The sequence below is a fragment of the Mycobacterium sp. genome, assembly GCF_032159565.1.
Lineage (GTDB): Bacteria > Actinomycetota > Actinomycetes > Mycobacteriales > Mycobacteriaceae > Mycobacterium.
The window spans coordinates 1-20,240 of the sequence record NZ_JAVHWR010000047.1; the positions used below are offsets into that span (position 1 = coordinate 1).

Here is a 20,240-nt window from a genome sequence, read left to right on the forward strand (position 1 = left end):
CATCAAGGGCGCCCTGGACATCCTCGGCGACGAGGCGAGCAAGCCGCTGGTCGTCCGGCTCGACGGCAACAACGTCGAGAAGGGCCGCGCCATCCTCGAGGAGCTGAACCACCCCCTGGTGACGGTCGTCGACACGATGGACGGCGCGGCCGACAAGGCCGCCGAGCTCGCCGACAAGTGAACACACGGGCGATCAGGAGCTGAGATGTCGATCTTTCTGAACAAGGACTCCAAGATCATCGTCCAGGGCATGACGGGTGGCATGGGCTCCAAGCACACGACGCTGATGCTCGACGCCGGCTCGAACATCGTCGGCGGCGTCAACGCCCGCAAGGCCGGTACGACGGTCGAGCTGGGTGGCCAGGAGCTCCCGGTGCTCGGCTCCGTCAAGGAGGCGATGTCCGAGACCGGCGCAGACGTCTCGGTCGCCTTCGTGCCGCCGGCGTTCGCCAAGGACGCCTGCATCGAGGCGATCGACGCGGGCATCGGGCTGCTGGTGGTGATCACCGAGGGCGTCCCGGTGCAGGACACCGCGGAGGTCTGTAGCTACCTGGACGGCAAGCAGACGCGGATGATCGGGCCGAACTGCCCCGGCATCATCACCCCCGGTGAGTCGCTGGTCGGCATCACGCCCAACAACATCACGGGCAAGGGCCCGATCGGGCTGGTGTCGAAATCCGGCACGCTCACCTACCAGATGATGTACGAGCTGCGCGATCTGGGCTTCTCCACCGCGATCGGCATCGGTGGCGACCCCGTCATCGGCACCACCCACATCGACGCCATCGAAGCCTTTGAGAAGGATCCCGAGACCAAGGTCATCGTGATGATCGGCGAGATCGGTGGCGACGCCGAGGAGCGGGCCGCGGATTACATCAAGGCCAACGTCTCCAAGCCGGTCGTCGGCTACGTCGCGGGATTCACTGCGCCGGAGGGCAAGACGATGGGCCACGCCGGTGCGATCGTGTCGGGTTCGTCGGGCACCGCGGCCGCCAAGAAGGAAGCACTGGAAGCCGCCGGCGTCAAGGTGGGCAAGACGCCGTCGGAAACTGCAAAGCTGGCTCGCGACATCCTGCAGGGCCTCTAGTCCGCACCGCGAGCGTGCGTGTTTGCACGCGGACACGCCGTATTTCGCGTACAACTACGCACGCTCGCGGTGTGACGAACGCCGCCGAATTAGGAACACGTTCTAGATTTCGGTTAGCCTGACGAAGTAACAGTCGTCAGGAGGTTTGTAATGGTCAGCCCCCGCACACCCGTCATCGTCGGCGTCGGCCAGTTCACCGAGAACATCGACGACCCCGGCTACCGGGGCATGTCGGCGGTGGAATTGGCGACCGAGGCAGCCAGGGCGGCGCTGGCCGACACCGGCGCCAATCCCCACGATGTCGCCAAGGCCGTCGACGCCGTCGTGGGTCTGCGGCAGTTCGAGATCTCGGCGGGCATGCCTGCTCCGCTCGGCAAGTCGAACAACTACCCACGGTCGGTGATGCAACGACTCGGCGCGCAGCCGGCCCGTTCGGTCGTCGAACCGGTCGGCGGGCAGGGCCCGCAGAAGCTGGTCACAGAGTTCGGCACCGCGATCGCCAACGGCGACGCCGACGTCGTGATGATCATCGGCTCCGAAAATGGCTCGACGCTGCGCTATTTCGCCAAGCGCGACGACAAGCCCGACTTCACCCAGCACATCGACGGGCAGCTAGAGGACCGCGGCCACCAGATCTACCAATACGTCAGCGAATACACCATCAAGCACGGCCTTACCGGCGCGCCCGTGCAGTACGGACTGCTGGACAACGCGCGTCGCGGCAGGCTTGGGCTGAGCGTCGCCGGCTATCGGGCGGCGATGGCGGAGCTGTTCGCGCCGCTCTCCAAAACCGCTGCGAAGAACCCATTCTCGTCGTCGCCCGTCGAACGCTCGGTGGACGAGATCATGACGGTCACCGACGACAACCGGATGATCTGCGACCCCTACCCTCGGCTGCTCGTCGCCCGCGACCAGGTCAACCAGGGCGCCGCGGCGGTCATGATGTCCGTGGACGCCGCGCGTCGCCTTGGTGTGCCCGAGGAGAAGTGGGTGTATCTGCACGGCCACTCCGACATGGTCGAACAGGCGCTGCTGGAGCGCGTCGACCTCGGTGCCAGTCCCGCGACTGTGCATGCCGCGCGGGAAGCGTTGCGCGTCGCGGAAATCGGCGTCGACGACGTCGCCACCTTCGATCTGTACAGCTGCTTCCCGTTCCCGGTGTTCGTCATGTGCGAGGCCCTCGGAATCGACGCGGACGATCCGCGCGGGTTGACGCTGACGGGAGGCTTGCCCTATTTCGGCGGGCCCGGCAACAGCTATACACTTCACGCCATCGCTGAGACGGTAGCCGAAATGCGCGACAAGCCAGGCCAATTCGGCCTCGTTGGCGCCAATGGCGGCACCATGAGCAAGTACTCCGTTGGTATCTATTCGGCCCTTCCTGTCGAATGGCGTTCCGACCGCAGTGCGGCCCTCAACGAAGAGGTCGCGGCGTTCCCCTCGATCGCCGTGACGGAAAAGGCTGACGGCCCCGCGACGGTCGAGACCTACTCTGTGCGCTACGACTGGCCGGTCCGCACCGGGGTCATCGTCGGCAGGCTCGATGCCGACGACTCCCGGTTCATGGCGCTGGCGGATGACGAGGATCTCGTCGGTTTGATGTCCGACGGCGATCCGCTCGGTGCACACATCGTTGTGACCTCTACCGAGCAGGGCAACCGCGCGCACCTGGCCTAGTCCCGCACAAGCAGTCGAAGGTCGAGATCGACCATCGCGGGACCCGCGTCAGTGTGATCGACGCCGCGCCACTCGGCCCTTGGTCTCGGCATGGCTGCGGATGCCTTCGCGGTCACGCCTGTGACGACGGTTTGGCTGCGGATCGTCGAATATGCGGGCAATCAGCGGGCTGATGGAAGGCATGAGATTCCCTCTCGTTGTGTCATGCGGACGCTCTCGTGCCTACGACTCTCGCGGCGTGCGCCGAGCACGGCACGCGTAGTCGACTACGCGAATGCCGCTCCGTGCACTACTTCACACCCGCACATGCTTGTACCATCTGGTACATGATTACCGACAGTGCCGTCGAGATCGGCGCCCCCGCGGCCGTGGTGTGGGATGTCTTCTCCGACGTCGAGCGCTGGCCGGAGTGGACAGCATCGGTGACCACCTTGACGGCCCTCGACGGGTCCGGCCTCGCGGTGGGGAGGCGGTTCGCGATCAAGCAGCCCCGTCTGCCGAAGCTGGTGTGGGAAGTCACGGCGCTGGACGAGGGCAAGTCGTGGACGTGGGAGCAGCGTTCGCCCGGCGGCCGGACCATCGCCGTACACGACGTCGAAGCACAGGGCGGCCGCACGCTGGTCCGGCAACGGCTCGACCAGCATGGCCCGGTCGGATCTCTTGTCGCCCGGCTGATGGGCGGCACCACCAAGCGCTATCTCGAACTCGAAGCGCAGGGCCTCAAGGCGCGTAGTGAGCAACGCAGTGGCTCGACGTCCTGACGTCGAGCGGCGCAGGCAACTGCTTGACGCCCTGATCGACGCCTTCGCCGACGGCGGCATCGGCGACCGCTCGCTTCGTGAGATCGCCGAAGCGGTCGGCACAAGTCACCGAATGCTATTGCACCACTTTGGATCCCGTGACGAACTGCTTCTGTCGATCGTCGATGAGGTTGAGTGCAGGCAGATGTCCGTGCTACCCGAAGCCTCCACCGATCCGGCCGACGCGATGGCCGCGATGTGGGCCGACGTGCGCAGGCCCGAGCTGCGGCCGTTCGAGCGGCTCTTCTTCGAGTGCTATGCGCGCGGTGCGCAGGGCGAGCAGCCGTTCGCGCGCATGATGCCGGGCGCCGTCGACAACTGGCTCGCAGACGTTGACGCGAAGACCGACCACAGCGCCGACCCCGCGTTCGCGCGGCTCGGTCTTGCCGTCACCCGCGGATTGCTGCTCGACCTGGTCGCCACCGGCGACGACGAGGGCGTCGACGCCGCAGCGCAGGCCTTCGTGGAGTTGCTGCGCGCGGTTCAGACCAGCGCTGCCAGCTTGTCCGCGAGGCGCTCGACGTAGGCGGCGACCTCGTCTTCGGACTTGTCGGGCAGGCCGAACAGCACCTCGGTGACGCCGAGTTCCCGCCAGTGCGCGAGCTTCTCGGGATCGGGCTTGAAGTCGAGGGCGACGATCTGTGGTGCACCGTCGCGGCCGGCGGCGGCCCAGGTGTCCTGCAGCAGCTTGACCGGCTCGTCGATGGTGAAGTCGCGTGGCGTGGTGATCCAGCCGTCGGCGGAGCGGGCGATCCACTTGAAGTTCTTCTCGGTGCCCGCCGCGCCGACCAATACCGGGATATGGGACTGGACCGGCTTGGGCCAGGCCCACGACGGCCCGAACTTCACGAACTCGCCGTCGAATTCGGCCTCCTCCTGCGTCCACAGTGCGCGCATGGCCTCGATGTACTCGCGCAGCATCGTGCGCCGCCGTCCCGGAGGCACCTTGTGGTCGGCGAGTTCGTCTGTGTTCCAACCGAATCCGACGCCGAGGCTGACCCGGCCGCCCGAGAGGTGATCGAGCGTGGCGATCGACTTGGCGAGGGTGATCGGGTCGTGCTCGACGGGCAGGGCCACCGCCGTCGACAACCGCACCCGCGACGTCACCGCGCACGCGGTACCCAGCGAGACCCACGGATCCAAGGTGCGCATGTAGCGGTCGTCGGGCAGCGACTCGTCGCCGGTCGTCGGGTGCGCGGCTTCGCGCTTGATCGGGATGTGCGTGTGCTCGGGCACGTAGAAGGTGGTGAATCCGTGGTCGTCGGCCAGTTTGGCGGCGGCGGCGGGAGCGATCCCTCGATCGCTGGTGAACAACACGAGCCCATAGTCCATACCCAGAATTAGAACGTGTTCCAGTCTGAGGGGCAAGGGCGGGGTGCCACGCCGGGAATCGGCGGCCAAGCAGCGCCGGCACAAATGTGAAAATTGGTTCATGTCCGTCGTTCAGGCGTGCGCGGAGGTCGGCGGCGTCATCCGTCGCGCCCGCTCCCTGTTCGGCCCTGCGCCGACGCCCACGCGTGCAGCCGCAGGCGGCGCGGCGGCGATGCGGCAGGCCCAGCAGCAGACCACCGGCACCGTCGCCGCGATGAGCGAGAACTCCGGGGCGATGCGTGACAGCCACGAATCGTTCGCGCAGCGGGCGGCAGCCCGCCTCGGCGGTGCGGCGACAACCGACGACGCGTTCGACAGTCACCTCGCGAGGGCCGATGCCGTCAACCGCGCCGGCGCGGCCCGCCTCGACGACATCGCCGCCCAGAACCGGGCCACCGCCGCGGCCGCTTCGACCGCGACGTCACCGGCCGCCCAGCGCGCGATCCTCGTCGCGCTGCGAAACCAGACCGCGCAAGCCAACGGCGTACTCGAAAGCACGCAGCAGCAGGTAGCCGGAATCGCCGGCCAGACCCGCGCACTGGGCTACGACGTCCCGCTGAGCCCGCACACGGACGGGCCGCAGCCCGGCGACCCGAAGCCGGTCAGCGACGAAGAGAAGCGAATCAACCAGCGCAAGGCTTTCCGGCGGATCTTCGGGCGGGACCCGGTCTCCAAGTCCGACTGGTCAACCGCCGAGGTTCTGGACCCACACAGCTATGACCCGATGTACCAGGGCGTTGGCCCGGAGATAAAGGTCGTCAGAATCCGCCCCGTCGAGGGTCAGGGCGTGGTGCGGTGCTCTCAGTGGATCGAACAGGACAGCGTTACCGGCTGGCCGCCGTGGACCAGCGACATCGGAAACACACGCGGCCCGGACATGAACTTCAATCCTGAGAACACCAAGGTCACCACCTATATCGACTACGACAACGGCGTCGTGGTCATGCGCCAGAACCCCTCGACGATGGTCAACGACGACGGGACGCTCGGGGCGAGCCGGGTGGGAGTCCCGACCGGCACGGTGACCCAGACCGCCGATGGTGCCGTGCGGATCCAATACGATTCCGGGAACCCCTTCGCGCCCGGCGTCAGCCGCGATCCCACCACTATGGAAGGCCACCAGGTCACCGTTAACGGCGATTTGGTGTTCACCCCAGGTGCCAACGGGGTGACGGTCGGCGGTACCCGGACCGACTACCCGTCGATGGAGGTCTATCAGGACATGCCCAACGGCACGACGCGCACCGTGCTCATCGATCGCGCCGCCTCCGGACAACCGTGGGGCCCGGCCGTCAACCTGCCGTTCCACCACGACGTCGGGATCGGCCCGAAGGCATGGGAGCCCTTCAACACCGGCGGCTACAACCCGACATACGACGTGCAGACAGCCCTGCCCGCCACGCCTTTCGGGCCCGCGTGGGATGTGCCGTCGGTGCCTCCGCTGCCCACCGGCGGCACGCACCAATTCTGAACGGAGAATCAGTGTCAACACCTGTCGGCGGTCGCCGCCTCGACGAGCGGGTGTGGTCAGTGGCCACGCTGGCCAGCGCAGTCGTCGTCCAATTCGTTATCGGTGCTCTGATCATCGCGTGGCGACTGCTCGGCGGACGCTCGTTCGCGGCGCACGACGTCGTCGAGAACTATCGGATGGCGTTGCTCACCGCCAGCGGAATCGTTCTCGTCGTCTCGCTGCTCGTCGGCGTGGTGCTCTTCAGTCGGCGATCCTCGGCGCTGCGCGGCATCGGCCTGAGCGTGGCGGCTTCGGGAGTTGTCGCATCGACCGTGGGAGCGTTGTATGTCTTCTGGATTCACTGACGAGCAACTGACGGCGGCCGGGCCGTTCGGTCCGGCGGGTTTCGTCGCCGCGATGGTCAACATCGGCATTGTTGAATTCGTGTCCCTGACGGCCTGGTCGCTGGTGCTGTTCCTCGGACTGGTCGTCATCGTGCCGCTTCTTCTCGTCAACGCCGTCGTCGCGTTCCTTTTGACCAAGGCGGGTGGAACAACCGCCATGGTCGGGCGCGGCATGCTCGTCGCATGCGCAGCGACGGTGCTCACTCAAATGATCGTCGGCACTGTGTTCCTCGTCAGCGTCGCAGTCTGACGGCGGGCGCCCTGGCGGCACACCCTCGGCACGGGTAGCAGCCCCGGCCGGTGGAGTAGTGGCTTACTCGCGACTTGTCGGCCGCGGGCCAGAACACTTCGAAGGCATGGAGGTCAGGCGTACCGCCCGCCGGAAACTCATGGAGTGGGTCCGTCGCTACCTGCCGTGTGAAATCGCGGGCACGGTCGGCGAACTCGGCGGTGCCGCCGCCGCGTACCTGTTGACGGGTTCGATGGCGGCCGCGGCCATCACCGCGACCATCGGCGCATCGGCCGGTTACTACGCGGCCGCCTATACGAGTGCGGTTCGCTGGGCTTACCGCGACTACCACGTTGCGCCGATGATGAAGCGCCTCGTGCTCGCCAACCTCTTCGCGTTCCGCAGCGTGGCGATCGAGTTCGGCCCCGCCGAACTGATCGACAGCATCGCGATCCGGCCGCTGGCCTACTATTTCGGCCCTATCGCGTTGGGCAACGTCGCCGCCGGCTGGATCTTCGGAAAGCTGCTCTCCGACATCGGCTTCTACGTTATCGCGATCTTCAGCTACGAGCGCTTCAACGGTCTTCTGGCGGGACGCGGGCCTGCTAGCGAGGAGGTCGACGGTGGAACCGTCACTACGGCTGCAACTGCGTGACACGCTTCGTGCTCGATCCGACACCGAGGGTTGGCGCGCGCTCATCGCGCAGCACGGCACACCGCTGCTGGTGCTCGATCCCTATCGTGTTGTCGAGCAGTGCCGGCTGCTGGCCTCCCATCTGAGCGGCTTCCGGCTGCACTACGCGGTGAAGACGTCGCCCCATCCGGCGGTGCTGCGCGCCGTCGCGGCCAGCGGGTGCGGCTTCGACGTGGCGACCAGCGCCGAGACCGACCTCATTGCAGCGCTTGGCCTTCCCCTCGGCCGCTGCATCAACAGCAACCCGGTGAAGAAGCTGACCGACATCGACCACGCCTACATGGCCGGCATTCGCACCTTCGTCGTCGACAATCCCCTCGAAGCCCTCAAATTCGCGGACCTACCCACCGACATCGAAGTGCTCGTGCGGCTCGCGTTCCGCAACGCGACGGCGAAATCGGATCTGTCGACGAAGTTCGGCGTCGATCCCGCCGACGCAGAACTGGTCGTCAAGCATGTCCTGGCGACGGGAGTTCGCTTCGGCGGCTTCAGCTTCCACGTCGGCAGCCAGGGGTCGACCGTCCAACCGTATCGGGACGCCCTGCGAGGCACACTCGAGCTCATCACCCACATCGACGAAACGCTCGGTGTGCCAACGCGGATCCTCGACATCGGCGGTGGCTTCCCGGTGAACTACCGTGAGTCGATGCCGACGATCGACTCCATCGCAGCCGTCGTCGACGAGGTGCTCGGTGACCGGCGCGACGAGTTCACCTTGGTGGCCGAGCCGGGCCGGTTCCTGGTCGCCGAGAGCATGACGCTGTTGACGAGCGTGGTCGGCAGCGCCGTGCGCGACGGCCGGCAATGGCACTATCTGGACGACGGAATCTACGGCAGCTATTCGAATGTGATGACCGAGGACGTGCACCCGCCGATCCTCGCCATGCGTGAAGTGGTCGACGGTGTGAGCGGCTACGAGCCGGTGACGCTCGCAGGGCCGACGTGCGACAGCGCAGACGTCATCGCCCGCGACTATCCGATGCCGACGCTGAACGTGGGCGATGTGGTGGTCAGCCCGATGATGGGCGCCTACACGTCGGTGACGTCGTCACGATTCAACGGGATCCCGGCCACCCCGGTCGTCGAGGTGTGACTGCGCCGCGACTATGCAGTTTCGTCCGCGACACGCCCGCAACAGCGTACAAAGCCGCACAGTCGAATCGGCCTCATCGGAATCCGCTGACTTTCCTTCACCGAGAGCGTTACCCGCGACGTCTGACCCTCGCACTGCTGTCATGGCACAGCATGACGACTGAACGCATCGCAGATCACGTCCGATTCGCGTACTGGGTGCCCAACGTCAGCGGGGGCCTGGTCACAAGCGACATCGAGCAGCGCACCGACTGGGGGTACGACTACAACGTCAAGCTGGCGCAGACCGCCGAGGCCAACGGCTTCGACTATGCGCTGTCGCAGGTCCGCTACGAGGCCAGCTACGGCGCCGAGTACCAGCACGAGTCCACCAGCTTCAGCCTGGCGCTGCTGCTGGCGACGCAGCGCCTCAAGGTGATCGCCGCCGTCCACCCCGGCCTCTGGCAGCCGGCGGTACTGGCCAAGCTGGGTGCGACGGCCGACCAGCTGAGCAACGGCCGCTTCGCCGTCAACGTGGTTTCCGGCTGGTTCAAAGACGAGTTCACCCACCTCGGCGAGCCGTGGCTCGAACACGACGAGAGGTACCGCCGCAGCGCAGAGTTCCTGCAGGTGCTGCGCAAGATCTGGACCGAGGACGACGTCGATTTCCGCGGCGACTTCTACCGCATCCACGACTTCACCCTCAAACCGAAACCGGTCATCACCCCGGAGCGGCCCAACCCGGAACTGTTCCAGGGCGGCAACTCGACGGCGGCGCGGCGCAACGGCGGTCGCTACGCCGACTGGTACTTCTCCAACGGCAAGGACTTCGACGGGGTGACCGAGCAGATCATCGAGGTGCGCGAGCACGCCAGGGACGCCGGCCGGCAGGTGAAGTTCGGGCTGAACGGGTTCATCATCGCCCGCGACACCGAGGCCGAGGCGCGGGAAACCCTGCGCGAAATCGTCGACAAGGCCAACCGACCCGCTGTGGAGGGGTTCAAAGCCGCCGTACAACAGGCTGGCAGCTCGACTGCCGACAAGCGCGGCATGTGGGCCGACTCCACGTTCGAGGATTTGGTGCAGTACAACGACGGGTTCCGCACACAGCTGATCGGCACGCCCGAGCAGATTGCGGAACGCATTGCGGCGTACCGCAAACGGGGCGTGGACCTGATCCTCGGCGGCTTCCTGCACTTCCAGGAGGAGATCGAGTACTTCGGATCGCGGGTGCTGCCGCTGGTCCGCGAGATCGAGAACGCCGAGGACAACTGGGCTGACGCTGCCGTGCTCGTGTCCGCATAACGCAGGGTGCGCTAGCGTGGTGTCGAATCGCCTATGCGGTCCGAGTTCACGATTCTCGTGAACGGCGCTCCGACGCAGCGTCGCGGGCAGCGGCGCCCAACCAAAAGCAGGAGAGGTCATGACCTACCCGCCCAGTAGCCCCGGATATCCGCCCAGCCAACAGCCGACGACACAGTTCAGCGCCCCGACCCAGGGGTTCGGCAAGATCGAGCACCAGCAGGCGCAGACACCCGCATCGACCCCCGCCGGTGTGAGCAAGCTGCCGTTCATCCTGCTGGCCGCAGTGTCGGTGCTCGGCCTGCTCGTGTACCTGTTCAGCTTCGGCGACCAGTTCACGATCCAAAGCACCGACTTCCCGCAGCTGGGCAGTGCCAGCGGCACCTCTTTGGGGCTCGGCCTCGCGGTCGTCGCGGCGCTGGTCTCCGCCCTGATCGCCGGCGCAAGCCTGCTGCCAAGACAGCGGGCGCCCATTGGGGTGATCGCCGCTGTCGCGCTGCTGGCCTTCCTGCTGGTGATCGCCGAAGTCATCCAGAAGCCCCAGGGCGTCAGCATCGGCTGGGCCCTCTACGTCGTCATAGCCTTGACGTTCCTACAGGCTGCGGTTGCTATCGGCGCCCTACTGCTGGACTCGGGCATCATCTCGGCGCCGGCGCCCAAGCCGAAGTACGAGCAGCAGAACTACGGCCCGTACGGCCAGCCGAACCAGTACTACGGCCAGCAGGGGCCGCATCAGGGTGGAGCCCCGCAGCAGCGGCAGCCTTATCCCGGCCAGTACGGCGGCGGCTACTCGGGCGGCGGACAGCCCTCCGGTGGTGGCTACGGCGCGGCCGGTCAGCAGAGCGGCCCGCCGACTCCGCCGACCGGTTTCCCGACCTACGGCCAGCCGCAGGCGTCCCCGTCGGCGCCCACGGCCCAGCCTTCGCAGCAGCAGCCGCAGTCGTCGTCCTCTTCGACGAACCAGTCCGGCAACTCGCCGTCGTAGTCCGAGCCTCGCGCGCGTGAATACTGCGCGTGCGAGCAAAGAGCTGCTATACCGCTAGTGGTGGAGAACAGGTCGGTCGGCAGTCGCCAGGCTCGCGACCTGTTCCGGGTCGCATTCGGCCCGTCGGCAGTGGCGTTGGTCATCATCGCCGCGGTGACGCTGCTGCAGTTGCTCATCGCGAACAGCGACATGACGGGCGCGCTCGGTGCGATCGCCAGCATGTGGCTGGGCGTGCACCAGGTGCCGATCTCGATCGGCGGTCGCGAGCTGGGCGTGATGCCGCTGCTGCCGGTTTTGGCAATGGTGTGGGGCACCGCGCGCACCACCGCGGGCGCCACCCCGCCGCAAGGATCCTGGTTCGTCATCCGGTGGATCGTCGCGTCCGCGCTGGGCGGTCCGCTGCTGATCGCGGCCATCTGCCTGGCCGTCGTGCACGATGCCTCGTCGGTGCTGACCGAGCTGCAGACACCCAATGCGCTGCGGGCGTTCACCGGGGTGCTGGCCGTGCACGCGATCGGCGCCGTGATCGGCGTCGGGTCCCGCGCGGGTAGACGCCTGGTGACGGCGTCTGGGCTGCCGCAGTGGGTGGCCGACGCGGGCAGGCCTGCGGTGGCCGGGATGCTGGCGCTTTTCGGCCTGTCGGGCGCGGTCACGGCGCTGTCGCTGGTGGTGCACTGGTCGACGATGCACGAGCTGTACGCGATCACCGACTCGGCGTTCGGTCAGTTGAGCCTCACGTTGTTGTCGGCGCTCTACGCGCCCAACGTCATCGTCGGCACCTCCGCGGTCGCCGTGGGATCGAGCGCCCACGTCGGGCTTGCGACGTTCAGTTCGTTCACCGTGTTCGGCGGCGACATTCCCGCGCTGCCGGTGCTTGCGGCGGTTCCGACGCCGCCGCTGGGCCCGGTGTGGGTGGCGCTGCTGATCGTCGGGGCCGCTTCCGGGGTGGTGGTGGGCCAGCAGTGCGGCCGCCGGCCGCTGCCGCTGCTGACCGCGCTGGGCAAGCTGGTCATCGCGTCCGCGGTCGGCGCGGCGGCGATGGCGCTTCTCGGGTACGCAGCCGGCGGCGAGCTGGGCAACTTCGGCCACCTCGGGGTGGATCAGGCCACGTTCGGGCCCGCGGTGTTCCTGTGGTTCGTCGGGATCGGCGGGCTGACCCTGGCGATGTCGGGCGGCATCGCCCGCACCACGTCTTCGCCCAAACCGACATTTGGGCGAAGAAGTGCGAGTAGTCCCCGCCAGAACGTCGATCTCGACGAAGAGGCCGAGGCGGAGTCCGAGGCCGAGGCGGAAGCCGAGCCCGAGCCCGAGCGGGAAGCCGAGCCAGGGCCGGGGGCGGGGCCCGAGCGGGAAGCCGAGCCAGAGCCGGAGGCCGAGCCGGAGCCCGACTTCCAGCCCGTATTCGAGCCGGAACCCGAATCCCCGCCGCCGCCCAAACCGACATTTGGGCGCAAAAGTGCGAGTAGCTCCAACCAAAACGTCGACTTCGACGACGACCTGCCCGATCCCGAGGACCTGGAATACATCGACGACGACGACGCCACGCCGGGCCCCGTCGGCGATCAGCGCCGCCAGGGCGACGATTAGGCTCGTCGCGTGCAGCAACCCCTCCGTGTGCCCCCGAGCGCACCGGCCCGGGTGGTGGTGCTGGCGTCCGGCACCGGCTCGCTGCTGGAGTCCCTGCTCGAGTCGGCGGTCGGCGACTATCCCGCCCGCATCGTCGCCGTCGGCGTCGACCGCGACTGCCGGGCCGTCGAGGTGGCGTCGGCGGCGTCGCTGCCCAGCTACAAGGTGCGGGTGGGCGACTACCCCGACCGGGATGCGTGGGACGCGGCGATCACCGATGCGACAGCGGCACACGAGCCCGACCTCATCGTGTCGGCAGGGTTCATGAAAATCCTTGGCCCCAAATTCCTTTCGCGCTACATGGGGCGGATTCTCAATACGCATCCGGCGCTGCTGCCCGCCTTCCCCGGTGCGCACGCCGTACCCGACGCGCTGGCCTACGGCGTCAAGGTCAGCGGATGCAGCGTGCACCTGGTGGATGCGGGAACCGACACCGGGCCGATCCTGGCCCAGCAACCGGTCCCGGTGCTCGACGACGACGACGAGGCCACCCTGCACGAACGCATCAAGGTCGTCGAACGGAGACTGTTGGTGGATGTCCTGGCCGCACTGGCGACGGGCGGAGTGACCTGGACTGGACGAAAGGCGGTCATAGGATGACGGACTTCGAAACGATGCCGGCGGTAAGCGCCTCGGGGGACGGGCGCAAACCGATTCGACGGGCGTTGCTCAGCGTCTACGACAAAACCGGACTGCCCGAACTGGCCAAGGGCCTGCATGACGCGGGCGTCGCCATCGTCTCGACCGGCTCGACAGCCAAAACCATTGCAGGCGCCGGTGTTCCGGTGACGCCGGTCGAGGAGCTCACCGGTTTCCCCGAGGTGCTCGACGGCCGCGTCAAGACACTGCACCCGCGTGTCCACGCGGGTCTGCTGGCTGATCTGCGCAAGGCCGAGCACGCCGCCGCGCTGGAGGAACTCGGCATCGAGGCGTTCGATCTCGTGGTGGCGAACCTGTATCCGTTCAGCGAGACGGTGGCCTCGGGTGCCGACGCCGACGAGTGCGTCGAGCAGATCGACATCGGCGGTCCGTCGATGGTCCGGGCGGCCGCGAAGAACCATCCCAGTGTGGCCGTGGTCGTCGATCCGCTCGGCTACGACGGGGTGCTGGCGGCGGTTCGCGCTGGCGGATTCACGCTCGCGGAGCGGAAGATATTGGCGTCGTTGGCGTTTCGCCACACCGCAGAGTACGACGTGGCCGTCGCGAACTGGATGGGGGAGACGCTGGCTCCCGAGGAGCATGCGCAGAAACTGCCCGCCTGGTTCGGCGGGACGTGGCGCCGCACCGGCGTGCTGCGCTACGGCGAGAACCCGCATCAGCAGGCGGCGCTCTACAGCGACGACACCGCGTGGCCCGGCTTGGCGCAGGCCGAGCAACTGCACGGAAAAGAGATGTCCTACAACAACTTCACCGATGCCGACGCCGCCTGGCGCGCTGCCTTCGATCACGAGCAGACGTGTGTGGCCATCATCAAACACACGAACCCCTGCGGCATCGCGATCTCCTCGGAGTCGGTCGCCGACGCCCACCGCAAGGCCCACGAGTGTGACCCGCTGAGCGCGTTCGGCGGCGTCATCGCGGCCAATACCACCGTCAGCGTCGAGATGGCCGAGACGGTCGCCGACATCTTCACCGAGGTGATCATCGCGCCCGCCTACGAGGACGGCGCGGTGGAAGTGCTTGCGCGCAAGAAGAACATCCGTGTTCTGGTGGCGTCGGAGCCGTTGGTCGGCGGCATCGAAATGCGCCCGATCAGCGGCGGCCTGCTGCTGCAGCAGCGCGACGCGCTCGACGCGGCGGGCGACAACCCGGTGAACTGGAAATTGGCCACCGGCGAACCCGCCGATCCGGCAACGCTCGCCGACCTCGTCTTCGCGTGGCGGTCCTGCCGCGCGGTCAAGTCCAACGCGATCGTCGTCGCCGCCAACGGCGCCACCGTCGGCGTCGGCATGGGCCAGGTGAACCGCGTCGACGCGGCGCGGCTGGCGGTGGAACGCGGCGGTGAGCGGGTGCGCGGTGCGGTCGCCGCGTCCGACGCCTTCTTTCCGTTCCCGGACGGCCTGCAGACGCTGACCAACGCGGGCGTGAAGGCGATCGTGCATCCCGGCGGTTCGATGCGCGACGAGCTCGTCACCGAGGCGGCGGCCAAGGCCGGTGTGACGCTCTATGTGACGGGAGCACGCCACTTCGCCCACTGATAGGTTGCCGCCATGGCGATAGTGGCGCGTGCGGCGGCGTTGATCGTAGGCACCGCCGCGGTCGTGCTGAGCACGTCGTGCACGCGGGTCGTCAGCGACGCTCGGGTGGTCGCCGCCCCCGATATGGGCAAGGCGGCCGCGTCGGCGTCGGATTGCACGTCGGTCCAGGCGCCGATGGCGTCGATCCCCGGTCACACCGACGAAGAGCCCGTCATGAAGATCCCGCGGCCGGACGGCTGGCAGCGGGTGACGATGATGGATTCCGAGCTGATCCGCTTCACGATGCGCAACGACAGCTTGGTCAAGGACGGATTCGCGCCCACCGCGGTCGTCACGCTGGAAAGCCATCGCGGACTCGCTGAGCCACAAGAGGTTTTCGACGCCCAGCACGACGCCTTGAAATCGGCGGTAGGCGCGACGGACGTGAAGATCACCGAAACCACAGTCTGCGAGCTGCCCGCCGAGACCATCGACTACACCACGCCGCAGCTCGGCATCTTGCCGCCGCATCCGGCGAGGGTGCTGACCGCGGTGCTGCACACCGAGGACACCACGTACGCGATGACGATGACGGTGCAGAGCGCCGACGCCGACAATCCGACTTATCAGCGCGACGCCGAGACGATTCTGACGGGCTTCCAGTTGCTCCCGCCGTCCCACGCGTAGGCGCCGTCATGTTCGCGTAAGGCGTACAGAGTGCCTTCACACGCAAGCAGTCGTAGCGTGGAGTAGTGACATCACCTAAGGATCTGCCCCGTACCGTCGGCGAGCTGCGTGCTTCCGGCCATCGCGAGCGGGGCGTCAAAGACGAGCTCCGGGAGAATCTGCTGGCCGCGCTCGCCGAAGGCCGCGACGTATGGCCCGGCATTCTCGGCTTCGAGGACACCGTGCTGCCGCAGCTGGAACGCGCTTTGATCGCCGGCCACGACGTCGTGCTGCTCGGTGAACGCGGTCAGGGTAAGACGCGGCTGCTGCGCGCCCTGTCGGGCTTGCTCGACGAGTGGACGCCTGTGATCGCGGGCTCGGAGCTGGGGGAGCACCCGTACACGCCGATCACGCCTGAGTCGATCCGGCGGGCCGCGGAGTCGGGCGAGGACCTGCCCATCGAGTGGCGGCACCGCAGCGAGCGCTACTTCGAGAAGCTGGCCACCCCGGACACCAGCGTGGCCGACCTCGTCGGTGACATCGACCCGATCAAGGTGGCCGAGGGCCGCAGCCTGGGCGACCCGGAGACCATCGCCTATGGGTTGATTCCGCGGGCGCACCGCGGCATCGTCGCGGTCAACGAGCTGCCCGACCTCGCCGAGCGCATCCAGGTGTCGATGCTCAACGTGATGGAGGAGCGCGACATCCAGGTGCGCGGCTACACGCTGCGGCTGCCGCTCGACGTGGTCGTCGTCGCGAGCGCCAACCCGGAGGACTACACCAATCGCGGGCGCATCATCACCCCGCTCAAGGACCGGTTCGGCGCCGAAATCCGTACGCACTACCCGCTCGCGCTGGCCGCCGAAATCGGCGTCATCAGCCAGGAAGCGCATCTGGCGGCGGAGGTGCCGGAGTACCTGCTGCAGATCCTTGCCCGCTTCGCACGGCTGCTGCGCGAGTCGACGTCGATCGACCAGCGCTCGGGTGTGTCGGCGCGGTTCGCGATCGCCGCTGCCGAAACAGTTGCTGCGGCGGCACGGCACCGTTCGGCGGTTCTCGGCGAGCAGGACCCGGTGGCCCGTGTGGTCGACCTCGCCACGGTCATCGACGTGCTGCGCGGCAAGCTGGAATTCGAGTCCGGCGAGGAGGGCCGTGAGCAGGCCGTGCTCGAGCACCTGTTGCGGCGCGCGACGGCCGACAGCGCGCAGCGGCTGCTCGGCGGCATCGACGTCGGACCGCTGGTCGTTGCGATCGAGGGCGGCACGGCGGTGACGACCGGGGAGCGGGTGTCGGCGCGCGACGTGCTGGCGGCGGTGCCCGAAGTACCCGCGATCGCCCAGGTGCAGGAGCGGCTGGGTGCGAAGTCGGACGGCCAGCGTGCCGCGGCCGTCGAATTGGCGCTCGAGGCTTTGTATCTGGCGAAACGGATCGACAAGGTGTCCGGCGAAGGCGAAACCGTCTATGGCTAAAGGCCTGCCTCGACGGGCTGGGCGCTCCTCCCGTTACTCCGGCTACACCGGCGGCCCGGACCCGCTGGCGCCGCCGGTTGATCTGCGCGAAGCGCTGGAGGCCATCGGGCAGGACGTGATGGAGGGCTCGTCGCCGCGTCGCGCGCTGCAGGAGCTGTTGCGGCGCGGCACGGAGAACATGCGCGGCGCGGACAAGCTGGCCGCCGAGGCGAACCGCCGTCGCAGGGAGCTGTTGCAGCGCAACAACCTTGACGGCACGCTGCAGGAGATCAAGAAGCTGCTCGACGAGGCTGTGCTGGCCGAGCGCAAGGAACTGGCACGCGCTTTGGACGATGACGCGCGTTTCAACGAGATGCGGATCGAGTCGCTGCCGCCGTCGCCGGCCAAGGCCGTTCAGGAGCTGTCCGACTACGAGTGGCGCAGCCAGGAGGCGAAGGAGAAGTACGAGCAGATCAAGGATCTGCTCGGCCGCGAGATGCTGGACCAGCGGTTCGCCGGGATGAAGCAGGCGATGGAGAACGCCACCGACGAGGATCGTCAGCGCGTCAACGACATGCTCGACGATCTGAACGACCTGCTGGACAAGCACTCCCGCGGCGAAGACACCCAGCAGGACTTCGACGACTTCATGAAGAAGCACGGCGAGTTCTTCCCGGAGAACCCGCAAAACGTCGATGAGCTGCTGGACTCGCTGGCTCAGCGCGCCGCGGCCGCGCAGCGCTTTCGCAATAGTTTGTCTCCCGACCAGCGCGCTGAGCTGGATGCGTTGGCGCAGCAGGCTTTCGGATCGCCGTCGTTGATGAACGCGCTCAACCGGCTCGACGGACACCTGCAGGCGGCCAGGCCGGGTGAGGACTGGAATGGCTCGTCGCGTTTCTCCGGCGACAATCCGCTGGGCATGGGCGAGGGCGCGCAGGCGATGTCAGACATCGCCGAGCTCGAACAGCTCGCGGAGGCCCTGTCGCAGAGCTATGCGGGCGCGACGATGGAGGACGTCGATCTGGAGGCGCTGGCCCGCCAGCTCGGCGACGAGGCGGCCGTCGATGCGCGCACACTATCCGAGCTGGAGAAGGCGCTGATGGACCAGGGCTTCCTGGACCGCGGGTCGGACGGGCAGTGGCGGCTGTCGCCGAAGGCCATGCGGCAGCTGGGGCAGACCGCGTTGCGCGATGTGGCGCAGCAGCTTTCGGGCCGGCACGGCGAACGTGAGACGCGCCGGGCCGGGGCGGCGGGCGAGATGACCGGTGCGACGCGGGCGTGGCAGTTCGGGGACACCGAGCCGTGGAACGTCACGCGCACGCTGACGAATGCTGTTCTGCGACAAGCGGGTACCGGTGTCGAGGAGATACCGATCCGTATCACGGTCGACGACGTCGAGGTGTCGGAGACCGAGACTCGTCAGCAGTCCGCCGTGGCTCTGCTGGTGGACACGTCGTTTTCGATGGTGATGGAGAACCGCTGGCTGCCGATGAAGCGCACAGCGCTGGCACTCAACCATCTGATAAGCACCCGGTTTCGGTCGGACGCGTTGGAGGTCATCGCCTTTGGCCGCTACGCGCGGACAGTGTCGGCGGCCGAGCTGACCGGGCTGGAGGGCGTGTATGAGCAGGGCACCAACCTGCACCACGCACTCGCGTTGGCGGGGCGCCACCTGCGGCGGCATCCGAACGCCCAGCCGGTGGTACTGGTTGTGACGGACGGCGAGCCGACCGCGCACCTCGAGAACTTCGGCGACGGCGATGGCGCGTCGGTGTTCTTCGACTACCCGCCACATCCGCGGACGATCGCCCACACGGTCAAGGGTTTCGACGAAATGGCCCGACTTGGTGCGCAGGTGACGATCTTCCGGCTGGGCAACGATCCGGGGCTGGCGAGGTTCATCGACCAAGTCGCGCGGCGCGTCGAGGGACGTGTTGTGGTGCCGGATCTGGACGGGCTGGGCGCCGCGGTTGTCGGCGACTACCTACGGTCGCGCCGACGCCGTTGATCGGGTCAGAATACTGGGCTGCCCTCCTGTGATCGGGTCCACGGCGCGCAGTTGCTTATTTCGAGCGTGCCACGCTGAGTGGCCGTAATCTTCAACAGCTGGCGCCCGTACGAGGATCCCTGATCGATGACGTTCGACGGGTTGTCCGCGGCGTAGATACTCCAGACGCAGGGGCTCTTATGAATACCTCCTCTGGACTCGTAGACGCCGGATACAACGTCGACTCCAATCTGAAAAGTACCGCTGCCAGGTATGTGGGTAGCGGTCGCTCCAGTCGCTGGCGGCGGTGCGCCGCGGAGAATATGTGCGCATTCGCTCGGGGTGTGTGACGACTGTACGCAGTTGACCCAATCCTGCTGCCCTGCCGTGGCGGGGTCGACCGCAGCCACACCTGTGTCCACCTGCCACGTATAGCCTGAGGCGTCGTTTAGGCACCGAAGTGGGGTACCGCCGGGCGACAAGGAGGTGTCGTTGATCTCCTCATGTACGCAGGGCGAGCCTGCCTCAGGCACTGCAGGATCCGCCGCCGCCATCTGTGCGGAACCGACGGCAAGGGGAATTAGGGATATCGCCGCGAACGCCCGCGTAATTGTTGACATGACTGGTCAGACTAGCGACCACGGTTTCAGTCAGCTACACGGCCCGGCGCTTCTTGCGCTTGACAGCGACCTTGCCCCATAGCGAGAAGCCGCGGACCTTTATCCGCGGTGCGCCGGGCAAGCCTTGGCTTGTCTCCAGGTGGTCGAAGGTGCCCATCACGCCGTGGCCGCGCAGGTCGACGTTGACCTCAGGCGGCACCAGGATCGTCTGACCGCCCATGATCGAGTAGGTGCGAATCTCCACTTCGGGTGAGGTGAAGTCGGCGTAGCGCAGGTCGATCACTCCGCCGCCCCATAGTGTGAAGGTCGTCATTTTCCTCGGCACGTTCCATCGGCCGCGGCGTTCGAACCCGCTCATGATCGCCAACAGCAGCGTCGACGGAGCCGGGTGCAGCGCGCCGTCCCTCGGGGCTGTGATGGTGCCGGGCAGATCGGAGCTCACGCGAGAGAGTTCGTCGTAGGTCTTGGCCGCATACACCTTGGCCAGCCGGTCCTCGAAATCGGTCATGCCCAGGCGGCCCTGGGCCGCGGCATCGGACAGCAACTGGGCAGCATGCATGCGGTCGGTGTCTGCGGCGGGCTCTGAGCGATTGCGCGACGCTGGGGTGCTCATCAGCACGAGCCTACGACTTCGTACCAAATAAGC

The 20,240-nt window shown here is 67.2% G+C and carries 20 protein-coding genes and 1 pseudogene; 18 read left to right on the forward strand and 3 right to left on the reverse strand.

Annotated elements, in window-relative coordinates; all coding sequences use genetic code 11:
• The 5 genes and pseudogenes from QOC76_RS06085 to QOC76_RS06105 form a co-directional block, all read left to right on the forward strand.
• Positions 1 to 181, forward strand: a pseudogene (locus QOC76_RS06085) (ADP-forming succinate--CoA ligase subunit beta); the annotation flags it as partial.
• Between the two features lie 24 nt (positions 182 to 205).
• Positions 206 to 1,087 carry a succinate--CoA ligase subunit alpha gene (gene sucD, locus QOC76_RS06090; protein ID WP_526355229.1) on the forward strand — a complete coding sequence of 294 codons (882 nt, stop codon included), beginning with the start codon at positions 206 to 208 and terminating at the stop codon, positions 1,085 to 1,087.
• A gap of 150 nt (positions 1,088 to 1,237) precedes the next feature.
• Positions 1,238 to 2,764 (forward strand): acetyl-CoA acetyltransferase, encoded by a 1,527-nt coding sequence (locus QOC76_RS06095; RefSeq protein ID WP_526355231.1) that lies wholly within the window; start codon positions 1,238 to 1,240, stop codon positions 2,762 to 2,764.
• Between the two features lie 326 nt (positions 2,765 to 3,090).
• Positions 3,091 to 3,525, forward strand: a complete 435-nt coding sequence (locus QOC76_RS06100; protein WP_526355233.1) for an SRPBCC family protein — start codon at positions 3,091 to 3,093, stop codon at positions 3,523 to 3,525.
• A complete protein-coding gene (locus QOC76_RS06105) occupies positions 3,509 to 4,090 on the forward strand; it encodes a TetR/AcrR family transcriptional regulator (protein ID WP_526355277.1) in 582 nt (193 codons plus the stop codon). Before QOC76_RS06100 ends, QOC76_RS06105 begins: the two co-directional genes overlap by 17 nt.
• On the opposite strand, the gene QOC76_RS06110 is transcribed toward QOC76_RS06105, so the two are convergent.
• On the reverse strand, positions 4,048 to 4,896 hold the full coding sequence (locus QOC76_RS06110; RefSeq protein WP_526355235.1) for an LLM class F420-dependent oxidoreductase: 849 nt from the start codon (positions 4,894 to 4,896) through the stop codon (positions 4,048 to 4,050). The genes QOC76_RS06105 and QOC76_RS06110 overlap by 43 nt on opposite strands.
• A 100-nt stretch (positions 4,897 to 4,996) precedes the next feature.
• Here QOC76_RS06110 and QOC76_RS06115 point away from each other — a divergent pair, with 100 nt between their 5' ends.
• The 13 genes from QOC76_RS06115 (at position 4,997) to QOC76_RS06175 (ending at position 18,995) form a co-directional block, all read left to right on the forward strand.
• Positions 4,997 to 6,406 carry a hypothetical protein gene (locus QOC76_RS06115; RefSeq protein ID WP_526355237.1) on the forward strand — a complete coding sequence of 470 codons (1,410 nt, stop codon included), beginning with the start codon at positions 4,997 to 4,999 and terminating at the stop codon, positions 6,404 to 6,406.
• Positions 6,407 to 6,417: 11 nt separating this feature from the next.
• Positions 6,418 to 6,750, forward strand: coding sequence for a hypothetical protein (locus QOC76_RS06120; protein ID WP_526355239.1), 333 nt, complete (start codon positions 6,418 to 6,420; stop codon positions 6,748 to 6,750).
• Positions 6,731 to 7,039 (forward strand): hypothetical protein, encoded by a 309-nt coding sequence (locus QOC76_RS06125; RefSeq protein WP_526355241.1) that lies wholly within the window; start codon positions 6,731 to 6,733, stop codon positions 7,037 to 7,039. Before QOC76_RS06120 ends, QOC76_RS06125 begins: the two co-directional genes overlap by 20 nt.
• 106 nt (positions 7,040 to 7,145) lie before the next feature.
• A complete protein-coding gene (locus QOC76_RS06130; protein ID WP_526355243.1) occupies positions 7,146 to 7,673 on the forward strand; it encodes a hypothetical protein in 528 nt (175 codons plus the stop codon).
• Complete coding sequence (locus tag QOC76_RS06135) at positions 7,642 to 8,805, forward strand: type III PLP-dependent enzyme (RefSeq protein ID WP_526355245.1); 1,164 nt, start codon at positions 7,642 to 7,644, stop codon at positions 8,803 to 8,805. Before QOC76_RS06130 ends, QOC76_RS06135 begins: the two co-directional genes overlap by 32 nt.
• Positions 8,806 to 8,957: 152 nt before the next feature.
• Positions 8,958 to 10,088 (forward strand): dimethylsulfone monooxygenase SfnG, encoded by a 1,131-nt coding sequence (sfnG, locus tag QOC76_RS06140; RefSeq protein ID WP_526355247.1) that lies wholly within the window; start codon positions 8,958 to 8,960, stop codon positions 10,086 to 10,088.
• A gap of 118 nt (positions 10,089 to 10,206) precedes the next feature.
• Positions 10,207 to 11,070, forward strand: coding sequence for a DUF5336 domain-containing protein (locus tag QOC76_RS06145; protein ID WP_526355249.1), 864 nt, complete (start codon positions 10,207 to 10,209; stop codon positions 11,068 to 11,070).
• 60 nt (positions 11,071 to 11,130) lie between these two features.
• A complete protein-coding gene (locus QOC76_RS06150) occupies positions 11,131 to 12,657 on the forward strand; it encodes a cell division protein PerM (protein WP_526355251.1) in 1,527 nt (508 codons plus the stop codon).
• Positions 12,658 to 12,666: 9 nt separating this feature from the next.
• Positions 12,667 to 13,296 (forward strand): phosphoribosylglycinamide formyltransferase, encoded by a 630-nt coding sequence (gene purN, locus QOC76_RS06155; protein WP_526355253.1) that lies wholly within the window; start codon positions 12,667 to 12,669, stop codon positions 13,294 to 13,296.
• 14 nt (positions 13,297 to 13,310) lie between these two features.
• The gene (gene purH, locus QOC76_RS06160; RefSeq protein ID WP_526355279.1) at positions 13,311 to 14,894 is read left to right on the forward strand and encodes a bifunctional phosphoribosylaminoimidazolecarboxamide formyltransferase/IMP cyclohydrolase; all 1,584 of its coding nucleotides are present in this window, start codon (positions 13,311 to 13,313) and stop codon (positions 14,892 to 14,894) included.
• Between the two features lie 12 nt (positions 14,895 to 14,906).
• Complete coding sequence (locus QOC76_RS06165; protein ID WP_526355255.1) at positions 14,907 to 15,560, forward strand: LpqN/LpqT family lipoprotein; 654 nt, start codon at positions 14,907 to 14,909, stop codon at positions 15,558 to 15,560.
• 65 nt (positions 15,561 to 15,625) lie between these two features.
• A complete protein-coding gene (locus tag QOC76_RS06170; RefSeq protein WP_526355257.1) occupies positions 15,626 to 17,008 on the forward strand; it encodes a sigma 54-interacting transcriptional regulator in 1,383 nt (460 codons plus the stop codon).
• Complete coding sequence (locus QOC76_RS06175; protein WP_526355259.1) at positions 17,001 to 18,995, forward strand: vWA domain-containing protein; 1,995 nt, start codon at positions 17,001 to 17,003, stop codon at positions 18,993 to 18,995. The genes QOC76_RS06170 and QOC76_RS06175 overlap by 8 nt, the downstream gene beginning before the upstream one ends.
• Before the next feature lie 5 nt (positions 18,996 to 19,000).
• On the opposite strand, the gene QOC76_RS06180 is transcribed toward QOC76_RS06175, so the two are convergent.
• Positions 19,001 to 19,594 (reverse strand): Rv1352/Rv1906c domain-containing protein, encoded by a 594-nt coding sequence (locus tag QOC76_RS06180; protein ID WP_526355261.1) that lies wholly within the window; start codon positions 19,592 to 19,594, stop codon positions 19,001 to 19,003.
• A gap of 34 nt (positions 19,595 to 19,628) precedes the next feature.
• Complete coding sequence (locus tag QOC76_RS06185; protein ID WP_526355263.1) at positions 19,629 to 20,207, reverse strand: DUF1707 domain-containing protein; 579 nt, start codon at positions 20,205 to 20,207, stop codon at positions 19,629 to 19,631.
• Positions 20,208 to 20,240: the final 33 nt, after the last annotated feature.

Excerpts from the sequence above, each read along its gene's own strand:
- sucD (WP_526355229.1), top strand. The coding sequence starts at position 206 with ATGTCGATCTTTCTGAACAAGGACTCCAAGATCATCGTCCAGGGCATG.
- QOC76_RS06095 (WP_526355231.1), top strand. The coding sequence starts at position 1,238 with ATGGTCAGCCCCCGCACACCCGTCATCGTCGGCGTCGGCCAGTTCACC.
- QOC76_RS06100 (WP_526355233.1), top strand. The coding sequence starts at position 3,091 with ATGATTACCGACAGTGCCGTCGAGATCGGCGCCCCCGCGGCCGTGGTG.
- QOC76_RS06110 (WP_526355235.1), bottom strand. The coding sequence starts at position 4,896 with ATGGACTATGGGCTCGTGTTGTTCACCAGCGATCGAGGGATCGCTCCC.
- QOC76_RS06115 (WP_526355237.1), top strand. The coding sequence starts at position 4,997 with ATGTCCGTCGTTCAGGCGTGCGCGGAGGTCGGCGGCGTCATCCGTCGC.
- QOC76_RS06125 (WP_526355241.1), top strand. The coding sequence starts at position 6,731 with ATGTCTTCTGGATTCACTGACGAGCAACTGACGGCGGCCGGGCCGTTC.
- QOC76_RS06130 (WP_526355243.1), top strand. The coding sequence starts at position 7,146 with ATGGAGGTCAGGCGTACCGCCCGCCGGAAACTCATGGAGTGGGTCCGT.
- sfnG (WP_526355247.1), top strand. The coding sequence starts at position 8,958 with ATGACGACTGAACGCATCGCAGATCACGTCCGATTCGCGTACTGGGTG.
- QOC76_RS06145 (WP_526355249.1), top strand. The coding sequence starts at position 10,207 with ATGACCTACCCGCCCAGTAGCCCCGGATATCCGCCCAGCCAACAGCCG.
- purH (WP_526355279.1), top strand. The coding sequence starts at position 13,311 with ATGCCGGCGGTAAGCGCCTCGGGGGACGGGCGCAAACCGATTCGACGG.
- QOC76_RS06165 (WP_526355255.1), top strand. The coding sequence starts at position 14,907 with ATGGCGATAGTGGCGCGTGCGGCGGCGTTGATCGTAGGCACCGCCGCG.
- QOC76_RS06175 (WP_526355259.1), top strand. The coding sequence starts at position 17,001 with ATGGCTAAAGGCCTGCCTCGACGGGCTGGGCGCTCCTCCCGTTACTCC.
- QOC76_RS06180 (WP_526355261.1), bottom strand. The coding sequence starts at position 19,594 with ATGTCAACAATTACGCGGGCGTTCGCGGCGATATCCCTAATTCCCCTT.
- QOC76_RS06185 (WP_526355263.1), bottom strand. The coding sequence starts at position 20,207 with ATGAGCACCCCAGCGTCGCGCAATCGCTCAGAGCCCGCCGCAGACACC.